The sequence below is a fragment of the Vibrio sp. Isolate25 genome (assembly GCF_022398025.1).
GTDB lineage: Bacteria > Pseudomonadota > Gammaproteobacteria > Enterobacterales > Vibrionaceae > Vibrio > Vibrio coralliilyticus_A.
Genome location: NZ_JAKEUT010000001.1, coordinates 1193330 through 1216127 on the forward strand (window position 1 = coordinate 1193330; position 22798 = coordinate 1216127).

16 protein-coding genes are annotated in these 22798 nt (G+C 44.9%); 9 read left to right on the top strand and 7 right to left on the bottom strand.

The annotated features are described in order from the left end of the window. Nucleotides 1–313: 313 nt before the first annotated feature. Together pulA and L1D15_RS05205 are read right to left on the bottom strand one after the other, a co-directional pair. Nucleotides 314–6358, bottom strand: coding sequence for a pullulanase-type alpha-1,6-glucosidase (gene pulA, locus L1D15_RS05200; RefSeq protein WP_239874895.1), 6045 nt, complete (start codon nt 6356–6358; stop codon nt 314–316). Between the two features lie 413 nt (nt 6359–6771). Then, nucleotides 6772–7251, bottom strand: coding sequence for a MarR family transcriptional regulator (locus L1D15_RS05205; RefSeq protein WP_239874896.1), 480 nt, complete (start codon nt 7249–7251; stop codon nt 6772–6774). 130 nt (nt 7252–7381) lie between these two features. Here L1D15_RS05205 and L1D15_RS05210 point away from each other — a divergent pair, with 130 nt between their 5' ends. Further along, on the top strand, nt 7382–8290 hold the full coding sequence (locus tag L1D15_RS05210) for an EamA family transporter (RefSeq protein WP_239874897.1): 909 nt from the start codon (nt 7382–7384) through the stop codon (nt 8288–8290). After that, nucleotides 8287–8880 carry an NAD(P)H-dependent oxidoreductase gene (locus L1D15_RS05215; RefSeq protein ID WP_239874898.1) on the top strand — a complete coding sequence of 198 codons (594 nt, stop codon included), beginning with the start codon at nt 8287–8289 and terminating at the stop codon, nt 8878–8880. Before L1D15_RS05210 ends, L1D15_RS05215 begins: the two co-directional genes overlap by 4 nt. 55 nt (nt 8881–8935) lie before the next feature. Here L1D15_RS05215 and L1D15_RS05220 read toward each other — a convergent pair whose 3' ends face one another. Both L1D15_RS05220 and L1D15_RS05225 read right to left on the bottom strand, forming a co-directional pair. Further along, nucleotides 8936–9502 carry a hypothetical protein gene (locus L1D15_RS05220; protein WP_239874899.1) on the bottom strand — a complete coding sequence of 189 codons (567 nt, stop codon included), beginning with the start codon at nt 9500–9502 and terminating at the stop codon, nt 8936–8938. A gap of 171 nt (nt 9503–9673) precedes the next feature. After that, nucleotides 9674–10366 carry a flavin reductase gene (locus tag L1D15_RS05225; RefSeq protein ID WP_239874900.1) on the bottom strand — a complete coding sequence of 231 codons (693 nt, stop codon included), beginning with the start codon at nt 10364–10366 and terminating at the stop codon, nt 9674–9676. Between the two features lie 346 nt (nt 10367–10712). Here L1D15_RS05225 and L1D15_RS05230 point away from each other — a divergent pair, with 346 nt between their 5' ends. Further along, nucleotides 10713–11018: a DUF6482 family protein gene (locus tag L1D15_RS05230; RefSeq protein ID WP_239874901.1), complete on the top strand. Its 306-nt coding sequence runs from the start codon at nt 10713–10715 to the stop codon at nt 11016–11018. Nucleotides 11019–11102: 84 nt separating this feature from the next. Here the strand turns inward: L1D15_RS05230 and L1D15_RS05235 are convergent, their stop codons facing one another. Continuing rightward, the gene (locus L1D15_RS05235) at nt 11103–12644 is read right to left on the bottom strand and encodes a sodium:solute symporter (RefSeq protein ID WP_239874902.1); all 1542 of its coding nucleotides are present in this window, start codon (nt 12642–12644) and stop codon (nt 11103–11105) included. Between the two features lie 339 nt (nt 12645–12983). On the opposite strand from L1D15_RS05235, the gene L1D15_RS05240 reads away from it, so the two are divergent. The 3 genes from L1D15_RS05240 (at nt 12984) to L1D15_RS05250 (ending at nt 16441) form a co-directional block, all read left to right on the top strand. Then, nucleotides 12984–14279 carry an MFS transporter gene (locus L1D15_RS05240; protein ID WP_239874903.1) on the top strand — a complete coding sequence of 432 codons (1296 nt, stop codon included), beginning with the start codon at nt 12984–12986 and terminating at the stop codon, nt 14277–14279. 95 nt (nt 14280–14374) lie between these two features. Further along, nucleotides 14375–15391, top strand: a complete 1017-nt coding sequence (locus tag L1D15_RS05245) for a nuclear transport factor 2 family protein (protein ID WP_239874904.1) — start codon at nt 14375–14377, stop codon at nt 15389–15391. Nucleotides 15392–15562: 171 nt separating this feature from the next. After that, entirely contained in the window at nt 15563–16441 is an 879-nt protein-coding gene (locus tag L1D15_RS05250) for an AEC family transporter (RefSeq protein ID WP_239874905.1), read from the top strand. On the opposite strand, the gene soxR is transcribed toward L1D15_RS05250, so the two are convergent. Beyond that, nucleotides 16412–16879, bottom strand: a complete 468-nt coding sequence (gene soxR / locus L1D15_RS05255) for a redox-sensitive transcriptional activator SoxR (RefSeq protein ID WP_006961429.1) — start codon at nt 16877–16879, stop codon at nt 16412–16414. The genes L1D15_RS05250 and soxR overlap by 30 nt on opposite strands. 115 nt (nt 16880–16994) lie before the next feature. Between soxR and L1D15_RS05260 the strand changes: the two genes are divergently transcribed. Then, a complete protein-coding gene (locus L1D15_RS05260; protein WP_239874906.1) occupies nt 16995–18206 on the top strand; it encodes an MFS transporter in 1212 nt (403 codons plus the stop codon). A gap of 140 nt (nt 18207–18346) precedes the next feature. Continuing rightward, nucleotides 18347–19939, top strand: coding sequence for a bacteriohemerythrin (locus L1D15_RS05265; protein ID WP_239874907.1), 1593 nt, complete (start codon nt 18347–18349; stop codon nt 19937–19939). 131 nt (nt 19940–20070) lie between these two features. Here the strand turns inward: L1D15_RS05265 and L1D15_RS05270 are convergent, their stop codons facing one another. After that, nucleotides 20071–21780, bottom strand: coding sequence for a S8 family peptidase (locus tag L1D15_RS05270; protein WP_239874908.1), 1710 nt, complete (start codon nt 21778–21780; stop codon nt 20071–20073). A 514-nt stretch (nt 21781–22294) separates the two neighbouring features. Between L1D15_RS05270 and L1D15_RS05275 the strand changes: the two genes are divergently transcribed. Further along, nucleotides 22295–22774, top strand: coding sequence for a PaaI family thioesterase (locus L1D15_RS05275; RefSeq protein ID WP_239874909.1), 480 nt, complete (start codon nt 22295–22297; stop codon nt 22772–22774). Nucleotides 22775–22798 lie beyond the last annotated feature (24 nt).

Sequence of the window (22798 nt, forward strand, 5' to 3'; positions counted from 1 at the left end):
GTAAATAATCATGAATACAGAAAGCCTAGAATCTCGCCTTCAAGAGATAACATATTGGTGCCGATTGATTCACACGGAACCGGAGAAAAAAGAAGCAATAGGCTACCTCTACGTTCACACTCAGCTACTATTGGATGAACTTAAAAATAAGAAATACTCCGAGCAAAAAAATGAGGTTTTAGAATAAACCGTGCCTAACACACTACCTTGCCAAACCTTTACCAACGATTGACACCTATCATTACGTTCTAAAACAAAAGGCTTTCCACATAGGAAAGCCTTGTTCATATCAGTCGAAGTGACCGTAGCGATGTTATTTGACTAAAAGCAGTCGCCCTGTCAGAGCTGGAACAGAAACCGCACCGGATGTTGCCTGAACATTAATCAGCTCACCACTCATCAAGTCTTCAAATTCGTCTGTCGATTTGACTCTTGTTAAATCGACATTGAATGTTTGTTCCGATGTTGATGTGTTCAGCACATAGATGATCTGCTCATCACCATTCACTTTCAGGTCAGCATACAGGTTGTCATCCAACCATAAGTTGCGCCTTTCACCCGCATAAAGCGCCGGATGTTCACTACGAACCTGCATAATTTGAGTCAGATAGTTTTTCACATCTTGTTGCTCAGCAGTCAGTGTCACCCCAGTCACGCCTTGAACTTTCGCGCTTGAGCGAGCGACATGATCATCACACAGCCCCTGAGAAGCACAATCTGATGTGACCTTGTCCGAGAAGTTAGCGACTTCGTCACCAATTTCTTCACCGTAGTAAAGTGTGATTGGTCCAGAGTAAGCCGCTAGAAAGCTAAACGCGGCTTTATGTCGCTTGACTGCTTCACCAAGATTGCCACGCTGAATCAGGTCACCGAAGCGCACCAAGTCATGGTTACCAAGCATTAAGTTTGGCATCGCATGGTAAGGCGACTTGGCACGGCTGTTCCACTCTGCATCCAACACTCGGGCATTGTTGCTTGCCCCTGATTCTTCAACCGCCAGAGCTTGAACTAAGCCGTAACGTAACGGGAAGTTGAACGCCGACGAAAGGCCCGGTTGTGCGTCACTGCCATAGGTTGTTGCCGTAATCTCATCTGCACCTTTCCAGACTTCACCGACCATGTAGCCCAGTGTTCCCCATTGCTTACCAGCATTCTTATTATCCAGTGAGGCTTGCTCTACTGCAGCTCGAATGTTGCGCCATGCCTCAAGTGGAAGCTGATAAGATTGGTCGAGACGCCAGCCGTCAATACCAAACTCTTTCACCCAATAAGTTGCCACCTCTGTGAAGAAGGCTTCACTCGCTGCATCTGGGTAATTCACATACATACCCGGGTAACCCTCTTCCCCTCTCAGGCTTGGTAGCTTACCCATTGGGGAAGGTTTCACACCAGTGAGGTTAGTATGACCGAACACCCCATCTAAAAGCACGTATAGACCTTTAGCGTGAGCAGCATCAACCAGTTCTTTCAGCTTCTCATTGGTGCCAAATTTAGGATCGACATTGAAGTAGTCACAAGCAAAATATCCCGTGGCGTCAAGGCGATCATCACCAGCCTGGCCCGCACAAGAATCAAACACAGGTGTTAGCCACAACGCATTCACGTTTAAGCTTGCAATGTAATCAAGACTGTCAATGACACCCTGAAGGTCTCCATTGTGGTGCGAATTGCCGTAGCCCACACCATAGTTATGGTCTGGGTCTCCATCGACAAATGATTCTACCATCACCTGATAGATCCTCAGATCACAAGCTTTGCTGTCATCCTGATAGCAGGCATAGTCAAGATTTGTATCTACGACAGATACTACCAACGCGGATTGGTCTGAAGCGTCTAACGTAAATTTGTACACGCCTTGCTCGGTCACTGTCACCTTGATATTGCCATTACCTGCATCTTCAAGCGTGACAGAACCGTTGCCAGTCGAGAAACCACCAAAACCAAGGTTGATCGTACTCCAGTCAGAAGAAGCCAGTTTGAACTCATACTCTCCCGGAGTGAGGTAGCCTTCAAAGGCGTACACACCGTCACCCTGATAGGCCATTTCATCACTGGTACTCCAGCCATTCATTGAGCCACGAACGTATACTTTGGTAGAGCCGTAAGGCGCAACATCAACGGGCTTACTATCAACGTTCAGCCCTTCTCCTTGCGCACCATTTTGTGTCTGGACAAAGACAGCCGCTGTGAGTGGTGGAATAGTGAAAGCGCCGTCTTCAAACTTCGCCTGCTTAACGACTGAATCAGACGAGGCTTTCAACACAGGATGCAACTCAAAGCTTTGTGCTCCAGAAATCTGAATGGTTTGTGCTGAAGTATTGGCATTAATCGCAACAACAATTGAGTCGAAATTGCTATCAAGGTCTGCGCCTGCACTCACCCCATCATTCACCGACATCACAATCATGCCCGGTAATGTCAACGGCCCAGTATTATGGAAACGTACACGCTTCAAGACTTGCTCTTCACTCACTAAACGAAGCAATGGCGTGCCGGAACGAATCTTCAGCAGTTCCTTGAAGACCTTGTCTGTCCAAGCAATATGCTCCGGAGTTGCCACGGTATTCGGGTTGCTAATGATTGATTGGATAGCACTCCAGTTAGCCTGATCTTTGTCAGCACGTGGCAGGCCAATATTCCAGTTATTCGTCTGCTTGCTGAAGTCGACTTTGTTGTACCAATCACCACTGTCGTAGCTATCGCGCTCCATGGATTTAGAGCGCAGTAATTCAGACCCCATGTGCAAGAATGGTACACCTTGTCCGAGCATTACAGTTGATAGACCTACGATCTGCATACGTGCACGGTCCGCTGGCGTAGCGCTGGCATCGGCTTTGTACTGGCTGAAATCCCACAACGTTTGGTTGTCATGCTTTGAAACGTAGTTAATGGATTCCTGAGGATCGAGCGTATAAGCCGCACCCTGCCCTCCGTACTGGAAGTCACGACCGTACACAGTGGCACCGCTATACGTTTCTAACGGGTAGTTTTGCAGATTACCTGTCATACCGTAACGGATAAGATCCATCTTCGATTTCAGATCATCATTGAATCGGCTACCCGCATTAGCAAAACCCGGATTTTCAAGCAGGGCATCACCACTATCGAATGGCCCACCACCACGGACGCCATCACGTAGACGATCGTTGTAAGTCCCTATGCCTGTACCCGCCATTGGCCATTGGGTTGCGTTTTCGCCACGTTGACCATCAGCAACTTCACCAAAGTTCCAACCTTCGCCATAGAACCAAGTATCTTCATCTACTAGCTTGGTTTTCTCATACACGTGCAGCATGCTCGACTTCATCAGGTGTCCCATCAAATCGAAGCGGAAGCCATCAATCTTATAGTCCTGAGCCCACATCACTACACTGTCTGCCACTAGCTTCTCGAACATACGGTTCTCAGACGCAGTGTTATCACAACAAGTTGAGTTCTCGACAGCACCTGTGATTGGGTTCAGGCGATGGTAGTAGCCCGGTACAGCTTTATCGAGCACAGATTTGTCATACAAACCTGACGAGTAAGTGTGGTTGTAGACAACATCCTGTACCACTCTGAAGCCCATATCATGAAGCTTCTGCACCATCTGACGGTACTCACGAATACGCGAAATGCCCTCAGTTGCAACAGCGTAGCTGCCTTCTGGTGCGTTGTAGTGGAATGGGTCATAACCCCAGTTGAATCCATCCAGTGGACGAACATCTGCGAGCAATGCCTGCGCTTCGCCACTGTCAGGGTCCGTTTGTTCTAACAAAGACAGAATGGTTGCACCGCGTGAAGTACCATCGCTACACAACTTGGCATCAGGATTAATGCCGCAAAGTTTTTCTACGGTATCGGTCAGATTCACCGTCTTCGCTGGATCTTCAGGGATGGAAGCCAAATCGTAAGTCGGTAGAAGATGGATCGTTGTCAGGCCAGCTTCTTTTAACGACTTCAACTGCTTAACACTGTCGCGTTCATCTTCTAAGAAGGCCAGATACTTACCGTTGTTTGCTGGTGTACCCTGCGTATCGCTGACACTAAAGTCACGTACATGCAGCTCGTAAATGATGTGATCTTCTGGATTCTCCAGCTCTGGAATCGATTGACTGTCCCAACCTGCCGGTTTGGTTTCATCATCGGTGAGATCAACCAGTTGAGAGTGCAAACTGGACGTACTCAGAGAGAGAGAATAAGGGTCAGTAGTCATCATCCACTCAACGTGGTCGGTTTTCGGATGGTAAGCCTTCACACGGTAACGATAGAACACATTCTTCAGTGAAGCATCGCCTTGGTAATGCCAGATGCCAGTTGCTGAGTCGACAGTCAAACTGAATGGCGATTGTGCGATTAGTGCTTTATACTGATCGTACAAATACAGTTCAACATCTTGAGCTGTTGGCGCCCAAAGCGCAAAGTTCGCACTATCGCCTTCAATCCAGCTACCCAGTTTTGCTTCATCCGCATCATTTGGTCCTGCGGTGTAAAGCGTGTCAACAACGCCCGGAATCTGGACGCGAGTTGCGACCAGCGGCTTGCCTTCATCATCGAGTGCCACTGCAATTAGCTGTGTTTTCAACAGCGCTTTAGCTGTTTCAGTATCAACATCCAGATAGAAACCGACACGATCTTTCAGGTGTGGGAAGTCAGGATTATCAACGTTGCCAGCAAATGAAATGTCGTACTTGATAAACTGTTCTGGCTGGTTGATATCACCATTACCCGCAGCACGACTCCAGATTTGGTAACTGGCTGCTTCACTATGATCAAACCAAGCAATGGAATTAACATCGAGCCAGTGAGCAGCTGCACCGTCAAGTTTCACCACAATTTGCTCATCTGGTGAGTATTTAACGACTGAGCTACCGTGTGTCGTATAAAGTGTATTACCTTTAGCAAATTCAGCCTTCAGATCGTCACCGCCCAGCGCTTTTTCGTCACCTTTGTGCACGATGAAATTCATACACGCACCGTGATCGGATTTCAGTGGTACAACATACTTAGCACCATATTGCGGGTCGATTTCTCCCCAAGCGTATGGGTTGCCCCAATCTACGCCGTTTAAGGCGTCAGCCGACACTGCGTCACAAGATGCGTTATTCCACAGGTGCAGCCCCCAGTCCGCGTAATTACCGTCATCTCGTTTGTAGTAAATGACCGATTCAGAATAGACAGGCGCAGGCTCGGATGAACTGTTATCTGGGCTGGTTGGGTTTGGATCGATGCTGTCTGGAATCCCATCTCCATCATCGTCGCTAGAGGCAAAGTCTCCTAGACCGTCGCCATTGGTGTCTTTACTTTCAAATCGATCTTCAGGGAATGCGTCCACGCCATTATCGGCACCATCACCGTCTATATCACTGTCTTCGCTGTCAGTAATGCCATCACCATCACGATCGGCAGGTTGACTGGATGCCGAGTAAGGGTCGGTTCCTAAACGAATTTCTTCTTCATTACTCCAACCGTCACCGTCGATATCTGAATCATGCGCATCTGGGATTTTGTCGCCATCCAGATCGGAGGGGAAGCTCGCCGATGAGTAAGGGTCGCTAGCGAGTTCTAACTCGACAACATCGCTGAAACCATCATTATCATCGTCCGTATCCGCATGATCGCCAATTCCGTCATTATCAGCATCTGCCGACTCTTTAATATCGGTTGGGAACAGATCAATCGCATCGGCTACGCCGTCACCATCGCTATCTTGCGCGATAACCGGCACACCTTGCTCATCCAGCATTAACGTCTTGTTAAGCAGTTCATTACGACCACGTTTAAGCTCTTTTCCTAATGCTTTACTGCCCAGCTCCAACGTATCCGCCAGCGCTTCCATATCTTGCTCTTCAACGGTTTCTGGCAGTAATTGCGTTAACGCCTTCGCGCTTCTTGCGACGACCACCTCTTTCTGATCAATATAATCGTTTTCAATATCTAGGTGTGGCTGTTTGAGTTGTCGACGCAGTTTGCGCAATGCTTTACGTTCGCTGACACCTTGCTGCATTTGCGCAGCAATGTAAGTCGAGAATGGTGTGACCAAAGAGTAATGGCTCGGTGCCATCAAGGTATAGTCTCTTGTCACAGCGACACCCGGAATATCAGCGTCAATCGATACGCCTCGTTGGGTTTTAGCGACAAGATAAACGTCTTCGTCTTCGATATTTAGACCTTCAAGGTCAATGGCAGCATATCCGTCTTTATCAGTGACGGCTGACGGTTCATAACGGTCTTGTCGACCATTTCCGTTGACGTCCAGCCAGACAGGTGCCTTTTCGATGTAGCCATCCATCACGTTGACTTCTAGCGGGTCATTACAACCTGCCAAAAGCCCAAGTGACGCCATGGCTAGGCTCAGTTTTGTTAGCTTGATGTTCATTTTTATTTCCATTTATATTCACGTTCCACGAGCGATAAACTTTTCTGTTTGGTTAAATCGCTTCAAGCTAACGTTATATTTTTAAAACAGTTAATTTCCTCATCCTATAAAACTGATTGGGTAGGCGTAGAAGAAGGGGAGGAGAAAATAATTTAGAATCGGGCTCACAGTTACAGCTGATAAAAAGATCGAAAAATTACTGAGAATAAGTGCAATCAGTGAGAAATCTGACACTTTGTAGTGACGGTATCAAAGGTAACTGTAGGATTACAACAAGCCGATTCAATGTTGAGAAATAGGATCTTTCACACAAACTCCACCCTGCTCACCCAAGAATAAGTCGAGTTTATGTGAACATAGCTCACGAGTAACAAAGTGACTCCCATACGAGCCGCTCTCATTTGATGTGATGTTTATTGATTGGCGAGTAAGATTCTTCGCAGCATACTGGCGAGCTGTTCTTTTTCTTGTTCATCAAACATGTTCAACATTCCGTTCATATTTGATAAGTGCGACGTCAAGGCATCATCGACTAATTGAGCACCCTGTTCGGTAAGCGCTACTTTACAACTGCGTCTGTCATCGCCGCTTGCTAATCGCTCAACCAAGCCTCGTTGGACCAACTTTTCAATCCGAGTGCTCATAGCTCCTGATGAGACCATCAAGGTTTTGTACATTTCTGTTGGTGTCAGTGGTTGCTGATTTCTCATCAATGTCGCAAGAATATCAAACTCCAGCATACTTAATTGGTGGTTTTTAAACACCTGTTCCAACCGGTTATGCCACAGTCCGTGAACACGCATTAAGCGCCCAATAATCCCCATGTCAGAACAATCCAATTCAGGTTTAACATCACTCCACTGACTCAATATACGATCAACAGGATCTTGCATATCTCATCCCTCTACTGATTTATCTTTTCAAAAAGATACTTGATAAAAAGACAAAACTCCATTACTTTATAAAAAGTATCTTTTGTGAGAGATACTTTTTATAAAGACAAAGGCGCGAATGGAGGCACACATGAGGCGTACTCAATTATTCATTACATTAGCGATGACGGCCCTCGCTCCAATTGTTTGGGGTAGCACTTACATCGTTACAACCGAACTGTTACCTAAAAACAGCCCTTTACTGGCCTCAATGCTACGTGCTTTGCCTGCCGGAATATTATTAGTGTTATTTTCTCGCACTGTTCCGAGGGGAAGTTGGTGGCCCAAATTGGCTCTACTTGGCTTGCTCAATATCGGGTTCTTCTTCTACTGCTTATTCTATGCCGCCACTTACTTACCCGGTGGAATGGCAGCATTGATCATGTCCATACAACCTATATTGGTCATGGGGCTGAGTGTGGTACTACTAAGAAACAAGCTAACAGCGATTCAGTTGATAGCCAGCGGTTTAGGGATAGGTGGCATCGCAATGCTCGTCATCAATAACCCTGGTCAACTCAATACCTCGGGAGTTGTTATGGGGCTGCTCGGTACCGTTAGCATGGCACTAGGCGTAGTGTTAACAAAAAAGTGGGGACGACCTGAAAATATGTCCTTACTGAGCTTCACTGGATGGCAATTGTTGTTTGGCGGGCTGATGTTACTCCCTGTTGCCATCAGTGCCGAGGGGTTACCTCAGCAAATCACGTTAGCAAATGTTGTCGGTTACAGCTATCTGGCAATTATTGGTGCCATGCTCGCCTACTCACTTTGGTTCCGTGGAATTGAAAAGCTCAGTACAGTTTCGGTCTCATTCCTTGGTTTTCTCAGTAGCGTTTCAGCTGTAACGCTCGGCTACCTATTTCTCAACCAAACACTGACTTGGCTACAGCTTATCGGAGCGTTAAGCGTATTAATTTCGATTCTACTGGCTACATCTTCACCATCACATTCAACAGAAAAAACCAATACTTCATTTAATCGAGAGGAACTCGCATGAAACTTACTATTGTCTCAGGCAGCCAACGTGCTGATTCTCAAAGCTTACAAGTTGCCCACTATCTATCAACACTCGCGAACTCGGAGTTTGCAGAAATAGACATTCTTGATCTTCACCAATTGAATTTACCCCTCTGGAATGAAGGAGTATGGAGCGGTAGTGAAGAATGGGCACCTTGGAGAGAACTTGCACAACAGCTACGCAGCAGTGATGCCTTTATCTTCATTACTCCTGAATGGCATGGTATGGCAACGCCCGCTTTAAAAAACTTCTTGATGCTCTCTACAGCTCAGGAGATGGCACATAAACCTGCTTTAACCGTGAGTGTGTCAGCCAGTGTGAATGGTGTCTATCCCATCAGTGAACTACGCTTAACTGGCAGTAAAAACAATCATGTATGCTTTCTTCCAGATCACTTGATCTTCCGAAATGTTGAAAGCCTCCTCAACAAGGATGGAAGCGTCAATGATGAAAGCTTTCAAATGCGGAGCGAATATACAATCAAACTATTGTCTGCATATGCGCATGCATTGAAACCAATCCATCGCGATATGCTAGAGGCAGGAAAGCCGTTTTTATACGGAATGTAAAAAGGGTGAGCAAGCTTGAGCACGTGTATCCGTGCTCAAGAATCTCGTTTAAGTATCAGCCTTTAACATTCGGCTGATAATGATATTTTTCGATATTTTCACCAGTGATCACCTGAATTTCAAAAGGTTTACTGGTATCTAAGCCTTTGGTAGCAAGTTTTGAATCGTTACGCCACAGGCGTGAGGGGTAGTCCATATTCGGTACGTCACCAACAGCATCAAAGACACCTCGCTGTATGACTTTTCCATCCTGAACTAGCATGACTTTATATAAGTCTCGACTAACTGAATTAATGGTGTCACCGTAAACTCGGACAATAAATGCACCATTCGAATAGAGAGAATTTAATAGTTGCGCTTGTTGCTCACTATTCTCTTGCGGGCGCAGAATACTTTTCGCCTTTTGGTTATTAACCCCTTTCGATTGTTCACGGGAAATATACTCAACAGATGTCACTATAGTTTGAGACTGATCGAGCGCCATATTATAAGTAGTATTATTGACATCTATCTCAAACTGTTTATTCAGGCCATACGCATCCTGTTGTACTGAAGCGCCCGTGCTCTGACAACCCGCTAGTGCGACTAATACTAAAGCACCAACCATAGAGCTTCTAAACATTATTACTCCAACAACTGACAATATAGTTATAAAACGCGATGATTATACATATTAACAACTTATATAAAAGTCACTTATGGAAGCAATTTAATACTTATTAACTAATTAGTTGACATGGTGAATAAAACTTAGGCGTTATTCTGAGAGATGTATTAATAATATCATTGAATTCTATAAATCCGTTTCAGATTTCAAAGCTAACCAAGAAGAAGGATCCCCTTCTAACGTCAGTGGGTGTAATGGTAAACCGGGCTTTGCATAGCTCAGTCGATACAGCCTTTGTGTTACATGGTAACTATCTAGCCCAGATATCGTGACCGACTCCATCGATTCAATATCAACATATCCGTCAGGTTGAATAAACTGATCCGGTATCAGGATTTCTTCCACTTCCCCTATTACTAAGCACGTATTATTTGCAGTGATATCAATGTATTCACTGAGCTTTAAACCGATTTTTAAATTGCTCTCCAACACATATGGAGCGGGGAAACGCTCAGAAAAGTACGGTGTTAAACCTGTCTCATCAAACTCTGACTGCGTTCTTGAGTACCGTGCTGATGTTTGATGTGCTGCTCTTGCAATGTCTGATCCCACCGAGTTGATAGAGAAAAAACCAGATTGCAAGACGTTCTCAAGAGTGTGCCTATCAACGGTATTTGGCCTACTGACAAAACCAAGAAGAGGAGGCGAAGAACCAATATGGACAACCGAACTAACAATCGCAAGGTTGTTGTTGGCCTGTTCATCTTGGGTTCCAATTAAATTAGCGCTTTTAAAGCCAGACAAACTGTTTATTAGCCTAGCTCTCTTTCGTTCATCCATGGCAGAGAGTTGAGACTTGGTAAAATTTTTATCTTTCATTATTTATCATTTGAATCCTCTACGGCATCAGTTAATAGCACATAGTTAAGCCGCTAAATAGGAAAGAAGCAGAAATAATATCGCAGTCACTACCAAGGTTGGCTTCAACATAATGTACTCTCCAAAATTCATAATTCGAACTCTTTCTACGGCTCACGTATTCCATCAGATCATCGGTCCCTTACCACACGCGTGTTTGCGGCTGCATTGAACGGAGAATGTACTGTGAACCATAGGTCACGTTAGCGAGATGAGGTTAATCTTTTTCACCGTATTCTTCGTATCAAAGCTGGTACGAACAATCGATATAACCCCATCAATTAATTAGACACAAATGGTGAGCGCAGTGAAAATAAGTTTGAGTAAGCTAGAGAAATTCTTCTTCATCGATAAATTGATCATTCATTCTCTGGATTTGTCACTCTATCAAGCATCTGTCGTTATAGAGGGGCAGGAATATTATGTATCGGATGAGCAGGGGCTGATGCTGAAAGCTCTATCTGTCGTTGAAATGCAAAAGAAATGTTCAAAGCTAAATGTCACTAAACAATACTTGCGACACACAAGCGCCTATGACGAGATGGTGGGCGGTCCTACAAAAGGATCCAGCAACGCTCTAGAGGTTCTGTTGTTGGACAATGAATACTACTGAGTTGGCCAATTACCATTATAAATCAACAGCTCTGCGAATAACCTCAATCATGACAATCAGCGCCAGTCTGAAAATATCTAAACATTAGGACAATGCAGTATAAAGCCAGTCAGGAAGAATTAGACAAGCAGAAATAGAGACGATGGCAAACAGCAGCAAACCATAATGGCTGATGTTAGGCGTTGCAAAAAGATGCTTTTGATTTCGAATAAAAGACGCCTGTTGAGAGGTAATTCGCCCCCAGAATCGACTCGCTATTACGCCAAATACTAAGAAAACAACAGTGCCTATTGGCGCAAACCAAGGCCAAGCCACCTCTGCATACCTTGCTGCAAACACGGCAAATACACTGGCAATACTGCCTACAATCACCCCTATCTCGTTCGACCTAGACCAAAACAAACCAAGCACAAAAGAGCCTAGTCGAATGCCAACAAAAATGGACGTAAGGCTGGCAATAGTTTTCAAAACAGATTCATTGGATACTGCCAGCAACGCAGGCACGACGACCATCGCCGCAGCAAGAAGGCTCATCTTACGTGCAACTGACTCGTAGTGCTGAGCTGTTGCGTCGCGTTGAATAAAACGTTTATAGATATCGAATGTAGCTACTGTTGCCATCGAGTTGTAAGTAGAGTCCAACGTCGACATCGCAGCGGCAGCCAATGCCGAAATAATCAAACCTACGACGACTGGATTTGTATGGTTAAAAACGAAATCTAGAATCACTTCATTACTATTATCAAAGCTTTGATCTTGATAAAACACACTGAGCAATACGCCGATCAAGGCAAAAAAGAGGTAAATGAAAAAGGCGCCATACCCACACAGCAGCATCGACTTCTGCGCAGTGTGTTCATTTTTGGTTGCCAATGTTCTTTGAATAATGAGCTGATTGGTACCATAAACACTTAAATGTAGAAAGCTCACAGCAACCACCCCAGCCCATAACGTTGTATCAATGCCCAGATCAAAGTCTGCATTAATAATATTGAGGTGCTGCTTCGAAAGGTGCTCTGCGGTATTGATGTCCATCAGTAAGATAACCAGTATGGCAATACTTCCAATTACTAACACCACAGATTGAAGCATGTCTGTCCAGATGACTGTTGATATACCACCCGCATAGGTGTAGCAAGCAGTAAAAAGACTGATATAGATAATAGCTTCGGAAATAGAAACGGGCAGAACCTGGACAAGAATCAGGGCGACGGCATACAGGATCACGCCAGCAGAAATGCACTGAACAATCAGAAACACCATTGAGTTGATCGTTCTGGCATAAACACCGAAGCGCAGCTCTAGATACTCATAAATTGAGGTCAGGCCGAGCTTATAGAACACTGGAACAAAGAAAATAACCGCAAAGAAAATTACGATGGGATAGTTGAGGTGGATACTCATCGCTTCCATACCTGAGCTGTACACCCAACCTGGCATTCCTACAAACGTCATTGCGCTAATGTAAGTCGCGAGAATCGAAACCCCAGCAGTAAACCAACCAAACTGCTTATCTCCAGTAGAAAAATCCCCACCAGCACGGCCACCTTTATTAACTAAGTAGCTGATCAGTATGGTTATAAATATATAAACAGCAACAATTGCAAAACTTGAGTACGTAACCATTTTTAAATTTCACCTGATAGCATAGTGCCGTAAATCACATACTCATCATACTTAAAAGGATCTGATACTAGGTATTTCTTCACCATTACTGTGATTACTGTCACTTGATTTGATTACTTTGTGCACAGTAACTGTTAGAACACTCAAAATAGCGATCTTGATCACCAAAAACAACAAAATGGGTACGCACTCATTTTAAAGTTGATTTTGATCACGGATCCAATCACAGCAAAAAAACTATGATCCACAGCGAAATACAGAGTGGTCAGATCCGAGAACGATCGTTTTAATTCTGACTTACAAAACTAAAAAACCGAGTAAAATAGAGGTTTATCGGTCATGAATTCGAAAAAACACATGAGCGAAGTTCCTATAATTCAAAGGGTCACCGCCTATCTAGCGATACTAGTCGGATACTTTTTCTATTGTTATAACTTTGTAATCATTGACTACGTACGCCCATATATTGTTGAAGCCTATGACGGCATTAGCCTGTCTGATACTGCTCAATTCTACACCTGGCAGTCAGTAGGCGCGCTGATCGGGGCGTTGAGCTGTGCCTGGTTTGCGACCAAGTTTGGTAAAAAATCAACTTTGATTACCATCACAGCTCTAAACGGCGGTGCCACCATCATCAATATGATGTTTACCGACTATACAACCTGGGCAGCGATGCGATTCATTATTGGATTATCACTAGGTGGCTACTTCACGGTGGCAGTCAGCTTAATGATTGGCCTATTTACCCCAACGGTCCGAGGTAAGCTAACGGCATTTGCTTCATCGATGTTCTCAGTCGCTCTGATGGTGATGGGGGCATATGCAGCGTTCATTTCCAGCATTGATGCTCCATGGGAAAGCTTGATGTGGGTCGGCGGTATCCCTCCATTAGTCGCCGCAGTAGCGATGATTTTTGTCTTACCAAGTGACAAAAAGGTCATCGCCTATGGTGAAGAGGAGCAGGTTTCTGAATCAGGCACATCCACTCCAGCTAAACAAGGTTCTTGGGGAGAAATGCTCAGCAAGCCCTATCGCACCTTGACCGTCACCTGTCTCTTATTGGCAGGCCTTAACTTCTATGGCTTCCAATTCTTCAGCGGCTTCGTAACCACTTACCTGAAAGAAGTTCGTCAGTTTGATGGAGCCACTATCGGAGTCATCTTCTCCATTTCTGCTTTTGGGTCTCTATTTGGTGCTTGGGTTTGGGGAGCAATCGCCGACAAATATGGACGGAAAGTGAACGCGTTTGGTTTCATCCTTGCAGGTGTGATGGCATCAGTATTCTTCATCGCTCCAAGTAATGTCATGATCGGAAGCCTGAACATGCTGGCTATCCTCGGTTTAATTTACAACTTCGGCTTATCTTCGTCAGCAGTATGGGGTGGCTATTTCTCTGAGCTATTCCCTGCCCACCTTCGCAGCTATGGTGCTGCTCTGTTCCATGGTGGTCGAATCATCGGCATGTGGGCGCCAATGGTATTGATCTTTATTCAGGAACGTACCGATCTACAAACTGCTATGTGGGGTTCACCGATTGTATGGATTGTCGCAGGCTTGCTCTGGCTATCACTGCCAGAAACCTTGAAAGGTGGCTTATTCGACAAGAAGAAACGAGCGCAAACCGCTCAAGCATAACTGAATCAGATTTTCCGGCCTGAACACTGGGCCGGTTCCAAAAACTTTTCGAGTCCTGTTCCAACATCTGGCTCGACGTATCAAGAGAGCAAATTATGGCTAAATATCAAGAAGCAAAACGCGTCGTGCGTGATTATTTCAACGCAATGGAAAACGCGACTCATGAGAATGTTGCAGAAGTACTAAAAGCACATACCTCGGAAGATTACTTGTGGCGCGGAGTCTACCCTTTCCGCGAGCAAGAAGGAGCCCAAGCTGCCGCTGAGGTTTTCTGGGCGCCGTTGATGAAATCCATGACACGCATGCAGCGCCGTCAGGATATTTTTATTGGCGGTAACAACGAAATCAATCCTGATGAAATTTGGGTAATGAGCATGGGGCACTTTATGGGCCTATTCGATGCAGAGTATCTCGGGATGCGCCCAACAGGGAAGATCATGAACGTTCGCTACGCTGAGTTTAACTGCGTAGAAAACGGTAAGATCACAAAAACAGGTTTGTTCCTCGATCTGCTTGGCGTGATGGATCAAGCTGGCTGTTACCCACTTCCTCCTTCAACTGGTCAGCACTTTGTTTATCCTGGGCCACGTAATCATGACGGCCTGCTATTTGAAGATGCCCAACCGGAAGAAGGCCAAGCAACTCTCGACTTGGTTAACAAAATGGTCGATGACCTGTCTTCACTGAACGATAGCGGCGCTATGGGGTGTCCACCAGAAGTTCTCGAAAAGAGTTGGTCAAAAGACATGATTTGGTATGGTCCGTGTGGTATCGGCGCTTCTTACACAATTCCGCGTTACCAACAACAGCACCAACTGCCATTCCGCAATAACTTGAAAGACAAGAAGTTCAACGGCCACGTTTGTCGATTCGCAGAAGGTAACTTCTCTTGCTTCTTCGGTTGGCCAAATCTTTCCAACACGCCAATTGGAGGCTTCCTTGGAATGCCAGGTGGTGAAATCCGTGCTGACATGCAGGTGGTTGACGTGTATTACCGTGACGGTGACAAACTATCTGAAAACTGGGTCTTGATTGATCTTCCATACTGGCTGAAACAACAAGGCCTTGATGTATTTGAGCGCACTCAAGCAATCCTAAACCCTTCTCTGTAATTATCCCTTAATGCCTGAGCAACTCTTCGCTCAGGCATTGAATCTCAACCGACATATACACTCAGAAGTAAAGCATCTGGACGCAACAAAGCTTTTGTTAATCTCATCGCGTTAAATTATCCATTTATCAGGTACTTTGCTTAAAGTACTCAATCGCTTTCAAGGACGAATATGTTGGAGCAGGTTATCGGGATTCTATTCCCGGTCTTCGCGTTGGTTTTAGTCGGTTTTTCTGTTGGACGCTGGCTCAAACCTGACTTTCGCCCAATCAATCGCATCAATATGGATGCGTTTACGCCAGCATTAGTGTTTTCGTCATTAGTCTCAATGCCGTTGGACACCGAACAAGTCCCGTTGCTCAGCGCTTCATTAATCGCGGTACTCTTGCCGGGGGTTTTAATGATCCCCATCTGTAAACTTGCAGGCCTGCGTTATAAAGCATGGGCTCCCCCTCACATGTTTCGTAACAGTGGTAATCTGGCGATTCCACTCTTCACCTATACCTTCGGTGATACAGCCTTGGCATCCGCAGTGCTATTGTTCGTTGTTTCAGCCTGTATCCACGTGAGTCTTGGACTCGCGCTGCTAAGTGAAGGAAACCCTTTTAAGCAAGTCATTCGTATGCCGGTCTTTCTCGCTGCATTTGCCGCCATGGTGCTTAACCTAAGCGGGATCGGCGTGTGGGAACCACTTTATGAAGCGACGGCGTTGCTTGGCCAAGCAGCAGTGCCAGTAATGCTACTCTCACTGGGTGCACAGATGTGTCATATGCGATTGAGTGGGCTTAGAGTGGGGATTTTCTGCACTCTTCAGTCTCTGGCAACGGGTGTGGCCGCTTTCTGGGTAATTTATACCTTTATCCCTCTGCCAGCCATGCAGTTACAAATGATGGTGCTGTTTACTATGCTACCGCCCGCCGTCATGAATTATATGTTTGCAGAACGATTTAACATCGAGCCGAATCGTGTGGCATCTATGGTACTGTTTGGCAACTTCTTCAGTATTTTAACCTTACCACTATTATTGACTTTCGCTCTGTCCCTCGGCTGACCATTCTTCCGGGTTAGTGAGCATTGTTTTCCCTTTGAATGTTTCAGCTCGGATATCTTGTGGGTTATAAATGGCACAAGATTCCATCGATAAACAGCCACAGCCTATGCAGCCTCCAAGGTCATCCTGTAATGCTTTAAGCTGTTGAATTCGATGATCCAACAAATCATGCCAACCTGAGGCCATGCGCTCCCATTGCTGACGATTGGGTGCTTGATGTTTAGGTAAATGAGACAGGGACTGGGCAATCTCTTCCAATGTCAGTCCGACTTCCTGCGCTGCTTTGATTACAGCGATTCGACGTAGCACACTGCGGTGATAGCGACGTTGGTTGCCTTGATTCCGCCAACTGAAAATAAGCCCCTTCTGCTCGTAAAAGTGCAACGCAGAGACTTTTACCCCAGCCCGCTTTGCGACCTCTCCGACGGTCATTTCCATATACCTCTCCTTCCTTTCTGGCTATCTCAGCTAAATAAACACAAAAAAGCGCTTTACCTTAAGTTAACTTGAGGTTTTAGAGTAACACCAAGTTGGCTTGCAGTGGAGAATAACAATGCAATTAATTATGAAAAACAGAACCATGCCCTACTTGAGTGGCCGTTTCTTTGATGGAATTTCTTCCGGTTTATTTATGATGGCTTTACCTTGGGTCATGCTGGAAACGCCAGGCATGGGCCCTTTTGTGGCTATGGTCGCCTTAGCGTGTACAGCAATTTCTTTTTTCCTGACTCCTTTGTTTTCCACTCTTATCGACAGGCATTCAAGAAAGTCGCTTTTGGTGATCGTTCAGCTTGTGCAGTCATTAACCGCTTTATTGGCTCTTATCGCCTATTGGCTCGGCTTTGATTCTAACTGGCTACTTGCCGTTGCACAGCTTGTGTTCTGGGTTTCCAGTAACCTCGCTTGGACAACAAACAATGCTTTTACGCAGGAAAACTATGACCCACATGAGTACGCGGCGATTTCAGGCAAACAGGAAATCATTCTACAGGGCACTACGTTGGGAGCTGGCGCATTAGGGGTTGTTTTACTGCAAACCTGGGGCATGCTTGAATTCGCGGCATTTGCCGCGGCAGCGTCTGGCTTATCAACGTTAAGCTATCTAGTGACGCCGTATCGTCAGAAATTGCGTCAAAGCAAAACCACATCCTTTATTGGCCAAATGAAAGAGAGTAAGGATATATTCACCGCTCAGCCTCGCTTTTACGCATTCTTATTACTCTCAGCATTGAGTTATCCTATCCTGACCTTTTTAGGTAAGCTGGTGCCGATCTGGTTTTCAGAAGTCGGGATCTCGGGAGACTGGTATGCGGGCTACAACATTGCCTTTGGTTTAGGATCATTGATGACAGGTTTGTTTGTCGCCAGATTGCTCAAGCTGGCATCTCACCAGTCCACCATGCTCTACTCAATGGCCATAGCGTCCGTAATGCTAATTGGTATGAGCTTCTCTGCCCACCCAGCATACTTATTGATATTCACACTGTTTTTCGGTTCATTTAACGCACTCAATCGCATTGCCCGAACTAACTGGATGCACCACACAATTAGGGTCGAGCAGAGAGGTCGAGCCGATGGTGGCCTACAAATGTTTGCGACCATGGCACAAAGCATAAGTTATACGGTGATCGCATTCTTGAGCCATTACGGCCTCACACAATATGGCTTCATGCTGGCTGCGGTCACCATGATTGGGGCTGTGCTGATGATGAAACAGTTAAACAAACGGGACGATCTTGCTCCTGAGATCGTGGTTCAAAACTAAAAATTCATCAGGCAGTCTGAGAAATTCAGACGGCTTTTACAAAAAATAATAAGAATACGCACCTACTAGGTAGGGATATCCCAATATTTCGCCTAAGTTTATTAGGTAGAACAGTGAATATAACACCAAGGAGTTGGTGCATGTTTAACAGTGTTACCGAAAAGTTCAGTCAGTACAATCCTATCCAATGGGTTGTGCTCTTCTCTCTTCTTGCCTTACCCGCCGCGATATACTTATTTCATGCTCAAGCTTGGCTTGGGCTACTACTTCTTATTCTTTACCATAGCGTGATGCTGGCGATGTTTTATGCTTTAAGTCAGATGCTTAATCAAGTACGAAGTGCTGCGAGACAGCTCTCAGAGGGTGATCTCACGATTCGTATCCCAGTTGACGATCCCGACTCACACTCTCTATATCGTACCGTCAATCGAATTGGTGAAGATATTTCTCGCACCGTTCACGCACTTGGAAAATCGACCGACCGATTGCTCGATGTTGCAAATACCGTTCAAGAAGATTCTGAAATATCACAAGCTGGGGCTATTGGACAGAAACAAGACGTCGACAGCGCGAAATCCATTACCAGCCAGCTTTCAGACATTACCCAACAAGTCTCTGAACATTGTGAATCGACCGCTAAGTTAGCTAATGAAGCTAAATACAAAGCCGATCAAGGTTCACGCGACATGGTGGCACTGGAAGAAGCACTCAACAGCGCCAACCAACACATCGAGAATTCTAATGAGCATTTTCAGTCTTTAATGGAAGAAACCACACAAATCAGCCAAGTTATGGAGACCATAAGCAGTATTGCTGATCAAACCAACTTACTGGCACTCAATGCCGCCATTGAAAGTGCACGAGCAGGCGAGCAAGGGCGTGGTTTTGCAGTGGTCGCCGATGAAGTCCGCACTTTGGCGATGCGAACTCAGGAAGCTACTGAAGAAATCCATGAGAAGATCAGTAACCTTCAAGCAAAAACTGACGATGTACTTGAAACAATGAAGGAAAACAAATCTAGTATGGACAAGTCTCTCGCTCTAGCTTCTACAGCAGAGGAGACATTCAGAGAGCTCAATCTTCAAATTGATGAAGTGCGCTCATATGGCCAGCAGATTGCTAGCTCTTCAGAAGCTCAGCTGAATCAAACTCAAGATCTTGATCATTGTCTTCAGCAAATAACCCAAGAGTCAGACAACAACGTACAATCTACTCGCGAAACATTACGTGCCAGTATTACTGTTCGTAATTTATCTGGTGAGATTAACTCTTTACTTCATAGATTCGAAACGGATCACAAACAAATCCAACAAGAAGAAGCCAAGCGCGACAAACTGATGGAGTGGAATGATCAATTGGATATTGGGTTGGATGAGATCAACCGCCAGCATCAGACTCTACTTCATTTAATTAATGAGCTGTACCATTTACTCAGACACAATTATGGGCTGCCTTCAATCAAGCGTGTCGTTCAAGGCCTTATCGACTACACGGCTAATCACTTCAAGTACGAAGAAACACTTTTTGCTCAAATTGGCTATGAACAAACGCAGGAGCATATTGATAAGCACGCCCAACTTGTCAATGAGGTGCTAGCGTTTCAGAAACGGGTTGAACGTGGGGAAGACATCGGTGAAGAGTTGATGAGCTTTCTCAAAAACTGGTTAAGCCATCATATTATGAGGGAAGATAAAGCCTATACAGATAGCTTCAAACGAAATGGATTAAATTGAACCGTCACCAAACTGCACAAAGCATTATCGCTCAGCATATCGGCTTGTCGCAAACCTACTAAGGCCAATGAAAAACGCCCGATGAAACTCATCGAGCGTCCTACTTAACCAGTTAGATAAAGTTTTATCTATTAACGGCTTTCTAGCTCTTCGAAAATCGCTTCTGCATCAACGACACCACCGGAAATAGATAGCGTGCTGAATGGCACAAGATCCTCAGGAGAAGACGGCTTCTTAACCAGCAACTCAGGATAAGTGCGTGCTTTACTCATCAGTAGTTCTTTAAGCTCGACTGCCGATAGATCTGGGTAATGAGACCATACCATTGCCGCTACACCAGAAACGACTGGTGCAGCCATACTTGTCCCACTGTACGCAGCATAATTGTTGTCTGGTGTTGAAGAAAGGACTCGGTAACCTGGCGCGAATACATCCACGGTTTCCTGACCAAAGTTACTGAAGCTTGCAACTAATGAATCATCAGCATATTTCGCCGAAGCACCGATATCCATCCAAGTTGAAATTGGCTTAGACCATGAATGCTTAGCAAAACGGTTTGGGAAACTTGGTTTAATATCGTTATCATTACGACTATTACCTGCTGAGTGTACAATTAGCACACCTTTACGCGCAGCATAACGGAAAGCATGGTCAACAATGAACTTACGTGGTGAGTAGCTCTTACCAAAACTCATGTTGATAATTTTAGCTCCATTATCAACAGCATAACGAACCGCGTTCGCGATGTCCTTATCCCTTTCATCACCATTTGGTACCATGCGTACCGCCATGACTTGCGCGTGATCGGCAAGACCATCAATACCAATACCATTACGGCGTTCTGCGGCAATAATACCCGCTACGTGGGTACCGTGCGCACCGACTGGCCCTTTAACATCATTATTACCATAGCCCTTCTCCCACGGGTTATTGATGTCATCCATTACGATGTCACGACGCGTATCGAAATCAAGATTGTAGTGGTAATCGAGAGATTCTTGGTAACGGCTTCTGCGTGACTCTAGGTAATCGAATGAGTACCAAGAATCAAAGACATTGAGTAAACCTTGTGCCGCCTCAACAACTTCAGGGTTAGAGTGCGTTAACAAAACTTGTAAGCCATCTACAGTGAAGTCTTTGTGGTCAGTCAATTGAGTAATTTGATCTTTGTACTGATTGGCTTGTTCAGTAGCGGAATTGACTAGATCCAGTGAGCTCTGGTTATACTCCACCGATTCTAAGTAATCTGCTTCAACGGCTTCGTAGTATTCACGCTTTTTACGAGGGATCCAATGACCCCCTTCTTTAAGCTCTAAGTATTTTTTGTACTCACGAGTGACTTCTAGCGTGTCTTGATCAACATTCACACCCAGCGAGTTACCAAGGAAATTCCACCCATGAACATCATCGATGTAGCCGTTGCCATCATCATCGATACCATTACCCGGGATTTCGTCTTCATTGGTCCAAAGTTTGTTTTTTAAATCTTCATGGTCAATATCAACACCAGAATCAAGCACCGCAACAATCACAGGCTGCGGTTTTAGAGGTGGTAATAGAGACTCATAAACATAGTCAGCACCCACACCTTGAAGACTTGAGTAATTCGCTGAAGCATTGAACCAGTCTCCACGATCGGCGGACGGGTTGCTCATCATGCGCATTGAAAATGGCGCGATAGGTTTAACTGGCTTGGGCGAGTAATCTTCAACAATATTGCCTTTTACATCTTTGATAAAAGGTGAGTTTGCTGGAACTGGTTCAACACTGACGCTGGCTGAAACCGATGCTGAAGCCATGATAGCGACAGCAAGTGCGGAAAGCTTATATCCGTTTTTCATTCTGTTACATCCTATTTAATTATGTGCTTACAAAGCGAACAAAAGATAAAATGCAACTCATATAAGATCATTCACAAAATCAATTAAATGAGTTTAAGATCTCACTAACAAAGATATTTACCGCCTAAAATTTGAGATAAATTCTATTAACAAAAAAGTCACTTACATAACGAACGGCATTTATTAAGATGTTGTTTTAATTGATACAATTAAATAAATCGTCTCATTAACCATTTCAATTAAAATAACAGTTTACAAACATAAACCTCATAAAGGGCGTTATATTTAATTTCTATAATTTTATTTTTAAAAAACTCAGTAAAAGATAAGTATGATGGAATATATCTCTCTTAATTCATTATCCTTTATAAGTGTTTGTTGGTACTGCACTAGCAACACTTGAGCAGACACTCACAGAATTGCCAAGCTAGCTTGAAGTCTAATCATCTCCTGCTTTACTAGACTGAGTACCAATCTGTGGAATGAATTCGACAAAGACATCTGAGGGTCCCGCATGGAACAGAACAAAGCCTTTCAGGAACAGATCCCCAATAACCATTGTTTTGGCTGTGGATCTGAAAATGCGCTCGGGCTGCAAATCAAAAGTTACTGGCATGGAAGCAATGAGTCTGTCTGTACCTTTACACCGTTACCTCATCACAGCGCAGGGCCACTACACTTTCTTAACGGTGGCATTATTTCTACCATTATTGACTGCCATTGTGTCTGTACCGCTATTGCCAAGGGCTATAAGATGCAAGACAGAGAAATTGGCTCAGGAGAAGCCATTTGGTTTGCGACTGGTAGCCTAGATGTGAAATTTCTCAGACCAGTCTCAATTAATGAAGATGTTAAGCTCATCGCTTCCATCATCGAAGCAAAAGATAGCAAGATCGAACTTCAATGTGAGCTCTTTTCTGACGGCATACTTTGTTGTCAGAGCCATGTGGTCGCCGTAAAAGTACCGAGTGAATGGTTCCAAACAAGGGGTTAAACGAAAAAGCCAGCGTAACAACAA